Origin of the sequence: Pseudoalteromonas sp. MEBiC 03607, assembly GCF_004792295.1 — a bacterium.
Lineage (GTDB): Bacteria > Pseudomonadota > Gammaproteobacteria > Enterobacterales > Alteromonadaceae > Pseudoalteromonas > Pseudoalteromonas lipolytica_C.
On the sequence record NZ_SRRY01000001.1, the window covers coordinates 2,058,200 to 2,070,309 of the forward strand.

A 12,110-nucleotide genomic window follows, 5' to 3' on the forward strand; every position below is an offset into this window, starting at 1 on the left:
ATGACTGCAGCACAAAAAGAAACATTAGGCTTTCAAACAGAAGTCAAACAACTATTAAACCTGATGATTCATTCTCTTTATTCTAATAAAGAGATATTCCTACGTGAGCTGGTATCAAACGCGTCAGATGCGGCAGATAAATTACGTTTCCTTGCGCTTTCTAATGGCGATTTATACGAAAACGATGCAGATCTAAAAGTACGTATCAGTGCCGATAAAGAAGCAAACACGGTAACCATTACTGATAACGGTATTGGTATGAGCCGTGAAGATGTGATCAATTCACTGGGTACCATTGCAAAATCAGGCACCGCAGAATTTTTCCAAAACCTAACAGGCGACCAAAGCAAAGATTCACAATTGATTGGTCAATTTGGTGTTGGTTTTTACTCTGCATTTATCGTTGCAGATAACGTAACCGTGCGTACTCGTAAAGCAGGTGAAAGCCAAGGTATCGAATGGCAATCTGCAGGTGAGGGCGAGTACACATTACAAGAGATTGACAAGCCAACACGCGGTACCGAAATCATTCTACACTTACGTGAAGATGAGAAAGAATTTGCTGATGAGTACCGTTTACGTAGCATCGTAACTAAATACTCAGACCATATTTCTATTCCAGTTGAAATGTATAAAGCAGAAGTACCTGAATCTGAAGGCCCTGATGGTGAGAAAATCCCAGCGCAGCCGGGCGAGTGGGAAGGTATTAACCGCGCAACTGCACTTTGGACTCGCGATAAGTCAGAAGTAACAGATGAAGAGTACAAAGAGTTTTATAAGCACATTGGTCATGACTGGGAAGAGCCATTAAGCTGGGCTCACAACAAGGTTGAAGGTAAAACTGAATACACAAGCTTGTTATACATCCCGAAAAAAGCACCATTCGATTTATGGAATCGTGACCGTCAAACTGGTTTAAAACTGTATGTGCAACGTGTTTTCATCATGGATGACGCAGAGCAGTTTATGCCAAGTTACTTACGCTTTGTGAAAGGTTTACTCGACTCAAACGACTTACCACTTAACGTGTCGCGTGAAATTTTACAAGATAACAAAGTAACGCAAGCGATCCGTAAAGGTTGTACATCACGCGTACTTAAAATGCTTGAGCGTATGGCGAAAAACCGTGAAGAAGATTACCAAACGTTCTGGAACGAGTTTGGTCAGGTGTTAAAAGAAGGTCCAGCTGAGGATATGGCAAATAAAGAAGCCATTGCTAAGCTACTGCGTTTCTCTTCTACACATACTGACGAAAGCACGCAAAATGTATCGCTTGAACAATACATCGAACGTATGAAGCCAGAGCAAGACAAAATCTACTATGTGGTTGCTGACTCATTTGCTGCAGCGAAAAACTCACCACACTTAGAAATCTTCCGTAAGAAAGGCATCGAAGTATTGCTATTAAGCGACCGTGTTGATGAGTGGATGATGAGCTACTTAACAGAGTTCAACGAAAAATCATTCCAGTCAATCACCCGTGGTGACTTAGATTTAGGCAACATGGATGACGAAGAAACCAAAAAAGCGCAAGAAGAGTCAGAAAAAGAAGTAGCTGGTCTAGTTGAACGTATTAAGTCAGCACTTGGCGACAGCGTGAAAGATGTGCGCTTTACGCACCGTCTAACTGATTCTCCAGCATGTGTTGTTGCCGATGAACACGATATGAGTTCACAAATGCAAAAGTTAATGGAATCTGTTGGTCAAACTGTGCCTGAGCAAAAGCCTATTTTTGAGCTTAACCCAGAGCATCAGCTTGTTAAACACTTAAACGTTGAGCAAGATGAAGACAAGTTCAGCCAGTGGTCACATGTCCTGCTTGACCAAGCATTATTAGCAGAGCGCGGTACTCTAAAAGACCCTGCTGGCTTTGTAACTCGCTTGAACAAGCTTATGCTAGATTTAAGCAAATAAGTGTTTTAGCGCAATGAGTTGGAAAAGGGAGCAGTGCTCCCTTTTTTATTGCTGCTAATATAGGCAATTGGTATAAGTTACTTGAGGTATAGCCTCAGTTGTGGAAGAATTCAGGCTCTAAGAACAAAACTCCACTGATCGACCATAATTTAAGATTAGTATCACACAGAGGACAATGATATGCGCATTATTCTTTTGGGCGCGCCGGGTGCAGGTAAAGGTACTCAAGCTCAGTTTTTGATGGACAAATACGGTATTCCACAAATTTCTACGGGCGATATGCTGCGTGCAGCAATCAAAGAAGGTACACCACTTGGTCTTGAAGCTAAAAAAGTAATGGATGCAGGTCAATTAGTATCTGATGAAATTATTATTGGTCTAGTTAAAGAGCGTATCGCTAAACCAGATTGCGAAAAAGGTTTCTTACTAGATGGTTTCCCGCGTACTATTCCTCAAGCTGATGCAATGAAAGAGAATGGTGTGGTGGTTGATCACGTTATTGAATTTGACGTTGCTGACGAAATTATCGTTGAGCGTATGGGCGGCCGTCGTGTACACCCAGGTTCTGGTCGTGTTTATCACGTAGTTTATAACCCACCTAAAGTTGATGGTAAAGATGACATCACTGGTGAAGACCTAATCATTCGTGATGACGATACTGAAGAAACAGTACGTAAGCGTTTAGGTATCTACCACGACCAAACTAAGCCATTAGTTGATTATTACCAAGCTGAAGCAAAAGCAGGCAACACTCAGTACCATAAACTAGACGGTACCCAAGCTGTTGAAGCTGTTAGCCAACAACTTGGTGAGCTATTAGGTTAATTAACCTTTTAGATTCATTAATAAAAAAACCGCCTCAGGGCGGTTTTTTTGTATCTGTTTAACTGTTTTCTGATTTTACAGTTTCTTCAATGCGGCAATAGCACCGTCATAATCAGGCTCTTTTGAGAGGTTATCGACTAGTTGCTTGTAAACGATGTTATGTTCTTTATCGAGCACAAATACTGCACGAGTTAATAAGCCCATATCTTTGATAATCAAGCCGTAGTTCTTACCAAAGTCACGCCATACAGAATCAGATAAGGTGACGACTTTGTCGATATTTTCTGCTTTACAAAAACGTTTTTGTGCAAACGGTAAATCAGCACTTAATGTGAGCATAGCTATATTCGGGTACTCAGCAGCTACTTTTTCATTAAAGTGTTTGGTTTGAATGCTACATACCCCTGTATCCAGGCTTGGTACAACGCTGAGCAAAACAGCTTGACCTTGATAATTGTCTAGTGTGACAGGTGTAAAGCTATCATCTACTACTTTAAAATTAGGTGCTTTTTGACCGACTTCAACCCCTTGTCCTAGTAGGGTAACAGGCTTTGACTGAGCTGATACCTTACCAGCATCAAGACTATTTTCTGGTAAGTCATTTGCGTAACTAAACGTACAAACTGCACTGAGTGCAAAAATAAGTGGGCGTAACATAATATAATTCCTTCAAATTAACGCATTTAAGCTGAGTGTATTATACTCATCTAATTGCTCCAAGGTTTACTCTAATTTAAAATTGTAAAAAACGAGCAGTTTGATTAACATGTGTCCGTGCCGCTATTTTTTATGAATTAAAATAAGAATAAAGTTAGCACTCTTAAAGATGGCTAGTAAAAAAGTGTGGGTTTAGAGAGAGTATATGTCAACATCGGTATTAGTTTGTGATGATTCAAAGTTAGCTCGTCGGCAATTAGCGCGCTCTTTACCCGATGATTGGGATATTAAAATTGAGTTTGCTGAAGACGGTGTGCACTGTATTGAGCAAATCAAAAAAATTCAGCCTGAAATACTATTCCTTGATTTAAATATGCCTGAGATGGATGGCTATGAAGTACTTCAAGCCATTCAAGACCAAGATCTTCATGTGCTTACCGTGGTTGTTTCAGGTGATATCCAACCTAATGCTCATCAACGTGTGCTTGAGTTAGGCGCCATTGATTTTATTCAAAAACCTTGCTCTGCAGAAAAGCTTGCTAATATCATTGAACATCATGGTATTAAAGACAAAGCCATGCGTGAGCGTCTATCACACCGGCTGGGCGAACAAGTTGACCCCGATGTACGTGATATCTATCAAGAGCTTACCAATGTTGCAATGGGACAAGCAGGGGACTTGCTTGCACGCTTACTGAATGTGTTTGTAAAGTTGCCTATCCCGAATGTTAATATCCTAGAAGTTAATGAACTAGACATGGCACTGCGTTCTATTGATGCCAATGCGACTACCTCTGGAGTTTGCCAAGGCTTTATAGGCGGCGGTGTTTCTGGTGAAGCTTTGCTGCTGTTAAATGACTCAAGCTTTAAAGAAATTGCGTCACTTATGAATTACGAAGGTGAGCTTAACAACAAGATTGAGCTTGAGTTGCTAATGGATGTGAGCAATATTCTGATCGGGGCTATTTTAAGTGGTCTTTCAAAGCAGCTTGATATGCGCTTTAGTCAAGGGCACCCTGTGGTTCTGGGTCAACATTGTGATGTGTCTGATTTGGTAAAGGCTAATAAATCTCGCTGGCAACGAACGCTGGCGATTGAGATCAGCTATGGCATCGAAAATCATAATATTAATTGTGATTTAATGCTGCTATTTACTGAGGATTCGCTCAAAACCTTAAAATACAAAGTCGCTTATTTACTAGAAGATTAAACTATGCCTGCATCTGATTTTAATATGAATGAACTCCATTGGTTAATGGATATGTTTAATACTGTTGATGTAGGTCTTGTGGTGCTTGATAGAGACTACAAAGTCTGCATTTGGAATGGGTTTATGGAAAACCATTCAGGCTTGTTACCAAGTGCCGTGAAAGACAAAGATTTGTTTGATTTGTTTCCATCAATAGACGAAAAATGGTTCCGTAGCAAATCAGAGTCAGTGTTCATTTTAAATAATCGCTCTTTTACTATCTGGGAGCAGCAGCCTTATATTTTCCGCTTTAAAAATTACCGCCCAATTACTGGTAAAGCGGATCATATGTATCAAAATGCCACCTTTATTCCTTTAACCACGACCACTGGTGAAGTGTCTCATATCTGTATCATTATTTATGATGTAACCGATGAAGCGGTAAATAAAAAAGAGCTAGAAGAAGCCAATAGTAAGCTTGAGCAAATGAGTCGAACTGATGCCCTTACAAAATTAACGAATAGGGGATATTGGGAAGAAAAACTGCGTAAAGAGTATATGCGTATCGTACGCAGTGGCGGCTGCAGTACCTTATTAATGTTTGACATTGACCACTTTAAAAAGGTCAATGATGAACACGGTCACCGTGGCGGTGATGAAGCGCTGCGTCACATTGCTGATTTACTTAGAAAAACATTACGTGAAACTGATTTGGCTGGTCGCTATGGTGGCGAAGAGTTTGCAGTAACTTTACTGGATACTGATCTCGATGGTGCGCATATTTTTGCTGAACGTCTGCGTTCAATGATTGAGAACTCGTCAATTTATTTTGGTGAAAAACAAATTCAATTAACCGTCAGTATTGGTTTTGCTTGTTTTGACGAAAAGTTCGATCGTTATGAAAAGTGGGTTGAAGCTGCAGATAAAGCTTTATATCACTCTAAAGAAAACGGCCGTAATAAAGTTACAGCGTATTCAGATTTATAACTTAACGGAAAAGGGCGAAACTTCGCCCTTTTTTACACTCCAATTGGTGGTAATACGAGAATATCTGTTTTTAGCAGTTTCATGACCTTCTCTGCGGTATTACCGATTAAATGCCCTTTTATGCCCGTGTTACCCACTGACCCCATAATTACTAAATCAGCATTAAGTTTTGCGGCGACACTAGGTATAACTTGTTCAACCACCCCAGCTTTAATTTTGAGTTGCTCTTTTAAATTATGAGCTTCAATTAGTGCACGTTGCGCAACCGGTAATTTTTCATAAGCATTAGTTACCTGCTCATCAGAAAAAACAATCCCTAAATCTCGCAAGAAAGGCGACACATGGACAGTATAGCAGGCAAAAAATTCGCTCTGATAATCCTTTGCGAAGGCAAGACCGGTTTTTATAATTGCTTCATTTAAACAGTATTTTGTAGCTTTCTCGCTACCTAAATCGAGCGCGGCGAGTACATTGGTATTGTTACGCCACTTGTTGTCAGCAGCTAGGTAAAGAGGCAGCGGGCTAAATCGAATAAGCTGCCAGTCAAGCTCGCTAAATTGCGTTTGTTCATCAATATGGCGGGTTTTAATTACCATCTCATAGTCTGAGGTGGTCACTTCGTTAGCAAGCCACTGCACGGGGCTCTCGTGCCACAGTGTTTGTAATGTGTAACTACCGACTTCTAAATAGTCATTAATTAGCGGACTTAATGAGGTACGCAGTTTCGCTAACTCTTTATCTTGAATAGCCAAAGCTTCATCTGGCGGAAGAGAAAATAAAATGCTACTGGTGTCTTCATAGCTAAAAGCAACAATATCAATATGCTTAACCCCTTTAGCTTTTTGTTTAGCGTGTAATAACGACGTTTTTGCATCGTCGACAGAATCGATGATAACCAGTAACTTTTTATTCATTCGGTTCACTCTGTAGTGTGTCGGGCATCACTTTTTGGGCATTCTCCCAGTAGTGACAATTCCCCTGTTGAAGACTCTTGCTCCAGTTTTACCTTAAAGCCCCATAACCTGTAAAGGTGTTTTAATACTTCATCTTTTGAGTTTGCTAAGGGGATATTGTTATGTGGTACATAGCGTAAGGTCAAAGAACGGTCACCTCTAACATCAACATCGTAAACTTGAATATTGGGTTCGTGGTTACTTAAATTGTATTGCGCTGACAAACTTTCACGTACTTGGTGATAACCCATTTCATCATGAATTGCACCGACATTTAGGGTGGGTTCTTTTTCATGGTCAATAATAGTAAATAACTTAAAATCGCGGATAATTTTTGGCGATAAGAACTGGCTTATAAAGCTCTCGTCTTTAAAGTTTTGCATTGCAAAGTGCAGCGTTTCTAACCAATCACTGCCGGCATACTCCGGAAACCATCTTTTATCTTCCTCAGTTGGGTTTTCACAAATACGACGAATATCAACCATCATGTTAAAACCAAGGGCGTAAGGATTAATCCCTGAATAATAATTACTGTTGTAAGGCGGTTGGTACACAACATTGGTGTGGCTTTGTAAGAACTCGAGCATAAAGGCATCGGTGAGCTTACCTTCATCATACAGATGGTTCAAAATGGTGTAATGCCAGAATGTTGCCCAGCCTTCATTCATTACTTGAGTTTGTTTTTGCGGATAAAAATATTGCGAAATTTTACGCACAATACGGATTACTTCACGCTGCCATGATTCAAGCAATGGGGCATTTTTTTCGATGAAATATAAAATATTTTCTTGCGGCTCTTCAGGAAAACGGCGCTCACGTTTTTTAGACTCTTGTTGCGAGGTAGGAATAGTGCGCCACAACTCGTTGACTTGTGATTGTAAGTAGTCTTCACGTTCTTGTTGGCGTTTTTGTTCTTCATAAAGCGAAATACGTTGCGGGCGTTTGTAGCGGTCTACACCATAATTCATTAACGCATGGCATGAATCAATCAGGTTTTCGACCTCGGTAATACCGTATTTCTCTTCGCACTTGGCAATGTAATTTTTGGCAAATAATAAGTAATCGATAATTGAGCTGGCATCAGTCCAGGTTTTAAATAAGTAATTGCCTTTAAAAAATGAGTTGTGACCATAGCAGGCGTGGGCCATTACCAAGGCTTGCATTGGCAGTGTGTTTTCTTCCATTAAATAAGCAATACACGGGTCTGAGTTAATAACAATTTCATAAGCGAGGCCCATTTGCCCTCGCTTATAGTTTTGCTCAGTTTGAATGAATTTTTTACCATACGACCAGTGGCTGTAGCCAATTGGCATTCCCACACTCGAATAGGCATCCATCATTTGTTCAGCAGTGATCACCTCTATTTGATTCGGGTAGGTATCGAGTTTATAAATTTTCGCTACCCGTTCAATTTCAGTTTGATACTCTGCTAATAGATCAAATGTCCAATCAGGACCGTCGCTAATACGTTTATCGGCCATACTTTACCTCACTCGCAAGGCTATGCGGCGCCTTGCTGCTGACGATTCTTTTTAAATAATTCACGGAAAATTGGGTAAATGTCCTCAACGCCACGAATATGTTGCATTGCAAAGTTGTCGTGGGTTTGTGCTATTGATTGATACTCTCGCCATAAGCTTTGGTGAGCACGGGCTGTGATTTCAATATACGCATAGTAGCGTACTGCTTTTAGAAGCTTGTTACGTAAAATTTCTCCACAATTTGGTGAGTCATCTGCCCAGTTGTCGCCATCAGACGCTTGCGCTGCGTATATATTCCACTCTTCAGGGTTATAGCGTTCAGCGATGATTTCGTTCATCAGTTTTAATGCGCTAGAGACGATGGTACCACCCGTTTCTTGAGAATAGAAAAACTCTTGCTCATCGACTTCTTTCGCTTGGGTATGATGGCGAATATAAACGACTTCTATATTTTTGTAGCTACGGGTTAAAAATTGATAAAGCAAAATATAAAAGCGTTTTGCCATGTCTTTAGTCGCTTGATCCATCGAGCCGGACACATCCATTAAACAAAACATCACAGCTTTGCTTGTGGGGTGTGGTCGTTTTTCATAATTACGAAAACGTAAATCGTAGTTATCGATAAATGGCACTGCTTTAATGCGACTTTGCAGCTCCTCAATTTGGCGTTCAAGCAAAGCGATAGCCGCTTTATCTGGCTGATCTTCGGCTTTTAAAAGCGCTAACTGACCTTCAAGTTCAGCAAGATGACGCTTTTTGCCAGCAGTCATTGCAACTCTTCGCGCAAGTGAGCCTTGTAAAGAGCGCACAATATCAATGTTGCTTGGCATGCCATCGTTACAAAAACCGGCTCGATGGGTTTTCATTTGCACCAGTTTATCGAGCTGGTTTTGTTGCAGGTTAGGCAGTTCAAGATCTTCAAACAATAAGTCTAAGTATTCATCTTTTGAAATAGAGAACACAAAGTCATCTTGTCCTTCACCCGAATCACTGGCTTCACCCTCGCCAGAGCCACCACCTTGACCGCCTCCTTGCGGGCGCTTAATTTTGTCGCCCGTAGAGAATTGGTCATTGCCTGGATGGATCTGTTCACGGTCACCACCACGTCCTTGATGAAAAATAGGCTCACTGATATCACGTTGCGGAATAGAAATACTCTCACCGCTGGTGGTATCGGTTACGCTACGCTTATTAATGGCATCAGACACCGCTTCTTTAATCTGTTTTTTGTAACGCCTGATGAACCGTTGACGATTCAAGGTACTTTTGTTTTTTCCGTTCAGGCGTCGGTCAATAAAATGCGCCATAACAACCCCCTTAAAACAAACGTTTTTTACTGCGATTTTCTAACGCGTAAATACCATTCAGAAAGTAAACGTACTTGTTTTTGGGTATAGCCTTTCTCAACCATACGATTGACAAAGTCTTCGTGTTTTTTCTGATCTTCAGCTGATGTTTTCGCATTGAACGAAATAACCGGCAGGAGATCTTCTGTATTTGAGAACATTTTCTTCTCAATAACCGTGCGAAGTTTTTCGTAGCTAGTCCAAAGCGGATTCTTGCCTTGGTTGTGCGCGCGTGCACGCAGTACGAAATTGACTATTTCATTACGGAAATCTTTCGGATTTGAAATGCCCGCAGGTTTTTCAATCTTTTCAAGCTCTGCGTTAAGTGCTGCACGGTCAAATAGCTGGCCGGTATCTGGGTCACGGTATTCTTGATCTTGGATCCAAAAATCAGCATAGGTGACATAACGGTCAAAGATGTTTTGCCCGTATTCTGAGTAAGATTCTAAATAGGCCGTTTGTAACTCTTTACCAATAAACTCTACGTATTGAGGAATGAGGTAGCCTTTTAAGTGACTTAAGTAACGCTCTTCAACATCGGCTGAAAACTGTTCACGCTCAATTTGTTGCTCAAGCACATAAAATAAGTGCACAGGGTTGGCAGCTACTTCGGTAGTATCGAAGTTAAATACCCGCGACAGAATCTTAAACGCAAAGCGGGTAGAAAGCCCAGTCATGCCTTCATCAACACCTGCGTAGTCGCGGTATTCTTGATACGACTTCGCTTTCGGATCGGTGTCTTTTAAGCTTTCGCCGTCATACACCCGCATTTTTGAATAAATGCTTGAGTTTTCTGGCTCTTTCATGCGTGAAAGGGTGGTAAATTGCGCCAGTGTTTTTAATGTACCGGGTGCACAAGGGGCGTCATGTAACTCACTATTTTCGAGTAGTTTATTGTAAATTTTAACCTCTTCAGAAACACGTAAACAATAAGGTACTTTGACGATGTAAACACGGTCTAAAAATGCTTCATTGTTTTTATTGTTCTTGAATGTTTGCCACTCAGATTCATTAGAGTGAGCCAGAATCATACCATTAAACGGTAGGGCGCTAATGCCTTCTGTGCCGTTGTAGTTACCTTCTTGCGTTGCTGTAAGTAGTGGGTGTAGCACCTTGATTGGTGCTTTAAACATTTCTACAAACTCCATCAAGCCTTGGTTTGCTAAACAAAGTGCACCGGAGTAGGCATACGCATCTGGGTCGTTTTGTGCAAAGTGCTCAAGCTGGCGAATATCGACTTTACCGACTAACGCTGAAATGTCTTGGTTGTTTTCATCGCCGGGCTCAGTTTTAGCAATCGCGACTTGATTTAAAATAGATGGGTAGCGCTTAACCACTCTAAATTGGCTAATGTCACCATTAAATTCACTTAAGCGTTTTGCAGCCCACGGTGACATCACCGTTTTTAAATAACGCGGTTTAATGCCATATTCTTTCTCTAAAAGCTCGGCGTCTTCATTTGGATCAAATAAGGCTAAAGGGTGGTCGTTAACAGGCGAGCCTTTAATTGAATAAATAGGTACTTGTTGCATTAAGTATTTAAGTTTTTCAGCAATTGATGATTTACCACCACCTACCGGGCCAAGTAAATACAGCACTTGCTTACATTCTTCTAAACCTTGCGCAGCATGTTTTAGATAAGAGACGATTTGCTCAATGGCATCTTCCATACCATAAAAATCGTGAAATGCCGGGTAGCGTGCAACTACACGATTTGAAAACAGCCTGCTTAAGCGCGCATCGGTTGATGTGTCGATAATTTCAGGTTCGCCAATAGCCATCAATAACCGTTCAGGTGCGCTGGCATAAGCTGATTTATCCTTCTTACAGATCTCGAGAAATTCCTCAATACTGTATTCTTCTTCTTGCGCTGCTTCGTATCGTGATTGGTAATGCTCAAAAATACTCATAGAGACCTCCGAAAACCCGCTAAAATGACGTGTAATTAGATTAAGAGAAAAGCAAAGGTTAATTAAAGCTTAGTCACGATTTTGAATTTTTGCGCAAGAAAATTAAGAATTTAATTGAAAAAAGCTCATCCTGATTAGGCTTTTTGGGTGAGTGGTTGGCTGCGGGTCAGAAGGGGCGTGCGAAGGGCAATAAAAAAGACGCCTAAGCGTCTTTTTTGATAACTGTTAGTAACAGAAGACTAAGCGAAGTTAGCGTTCGCGAAGTCCCAGTTAACTAATGCCCAGAAACCTTTTAGGTAATCAGGACGTACGTTACGGTAATCGATGTAGTAAGCGTGTTCCCACAGATCCACAGTTAGGATTGGAGTAACACCTTCATCAGTTAATGGCGTTGCAGCATTTGACGTGTTTACGATATCAAGTGTGCCATCAGCTAGTTTAACTAACCAAGTCCAGCTTGAACCGAAGTTGTTTACTGCTTTGTCGTTTAACGCTTCTTTGAATGCGTCGAAAGAACCCCATTTAGCGTTGATCGCGTCAGCGATTGCGCCTGTAGGCTCGCCACCACCGTTTGGAGATAGGCTGTTCCAGTAGAAAGTGTGGTTCCAGATTTGTGCAGCATTGTTAAATACGCCACCTTCTGAAGAACATACGATTTCTTCTAAAGATTTGTTTTCGAATTCTGTGCCTGGGATCAGACCGTTTAATTTCACAACGTAAGTGTTGTGGTGTTTACCGTGGTGAAACTCTAGAGTCTCTTTTGAAATGTGTGGCTCTAATGCATCGATTGCGTATGGTAGTGACGGTAGTTCAAATGCCATTTTTTATCTCCATCTTCTTGGTTGATA

At 41.0% G+C, this 12,110-nt stretch carries 10 protein-coding genes; 4 read left to right on the forward strand and 6 right to left on the reverse strand.

Features of this window, described 5'->3' with window-relative positions:
• Nucleotides 1-1,914, forward strand: coding sequence for a molecular chaperone HtpG (gene htpG / locus E5N72_RS09525; RefSeq protein ID WP_135924224.1), 1,914 nt, complete (start codon nt 1-3; stop codon nt 1,912-1,914).
• 180 nt (nt 1,915-2,094) lie between these two features.
• On the forward strand, nt 2,095-2,739 hold the full coding sequence (gene adk, locus E5N72_RS09530) for an adenylate kinase (RefSeq protein ID WP_036967590.1): 645 nt from the start codon (nt 2,095-2,097) through the stop codon (nt 2,737-2,739).
• Between the two features lie 75 nt (nt 2,740-2,814).
• Here adk and tpx read toward each other — a convergent pair whose 3' ends face one another.
• Nucleotides 2,815-3,396 carry a thiol peroxidase gene (tpx, locus tag E5N72_RS09535; RefSeq protein ID WP_135924225.1) on the reverse strand — a complete coding sequence of 194 codons (582 nt, stop codon included), beginning with the start codon at nt 3,394-3,396 and terminating at the stop codon, nt 2,815-2,817.
• 205 nt (nt 3,397-3,601) lie between these two features.
• On the opposite strand from tpx, the gene E5N72_RS09540 reads away from it, so the two are divergent.
• Both E5N72_RS09540 and E5N72_RS09545 read left to right on the forward strand, forming a co-directional pair.
• Nucleotides 3,602-4,606, forward strand: a complete 1,005-nt coding sequence (locus E5N72_RS09540; protein WP_135924226.1) for a response regulator — start codon at nt 3,602-3,604, stop codon at nt 4,604-4,606.
• Nucleotides 4,607-4,609: 3 nt separating this feature from the next.
• Complete coding sequence (locus tag E5N72_RS09545; protein ID WP_135924227.1) at nt 4,610-5,572, forward strand: diguanylate cyclase; 963 nt, start codon at nt 4,610-4,612, stop codon at nt 5,570-5,572.
• A gap of 32 nt (nt 5,573-5,604) precedes the next feature.
• Here E5N72_RS09545 and E5N72_RS09550 read toward each other — a convergent pair whose 3' ends face one another.
• The 5 genes from E5N72_RS09550 to E5N72_RS09570 form a co-directional block, all read right to left on the reverse strand.
• A complete protein-coding gene (locus tag E5N72_RS09550; protein ID WP_135924228.1) occupies nt 5,605-6,486 on the reverse strand; it encodes a universal stress protein in 882 nt (293 codons plus the stop codon).
• A gap of 5 nt (nt 6,487-6,491) precedes the next feature.
• Nucleotides 6,492-8,006, reverse strand: coding sequence for a SpoVR family protein (locus E5N72_RS09555; protein ID WP_135924229.1), 1,515 nt, complete (start codon nt 8,004-8,006; stop codon nt 6,492-6,494).
• Nucleotides 8,007-8,026: 20 nt separating this feature from the next.
• A complete protein-coding gene (locus E5N72_RS09560; protein ID WP_135924230.1) occupies nt 8,027-9,313 on the reverse strand; it encodes a YeaH/YhbH family protein in 1,287 nt (428 codons plus the stop codon).
• Nucleotides 9,314-9,339: 26 nt separating this feature from the next.
• Nucleotides 9,340-11,262 carry a PrkA family serine protein kinase gene (locus E5N72_RS09565; RefSeq protein WP_135924231.1) on the reverse strand — a complete coding sequence of 641 codons (1,923 nt, stop codon included), beginning with the start codon at nt 11,260-11,262 and terminating at the stop codon, nt 9,340-9,342.
• A gap of 239 nt (nt 11,263-11,501) precedes the next feature.
• Nucleotides 11,502-12,083, reverse strand: coding sequence for a Fe-Mn family superoxide dismutase (locus E5N72_RS09570; protein ID WP_054551537.1), 582 nt, complete (start codon nt 12,081-12,083; stop codon nt 11,502-11,504).
• Nucleotides 12,084-12,110 lie beyond the last annotated feature (27 nt).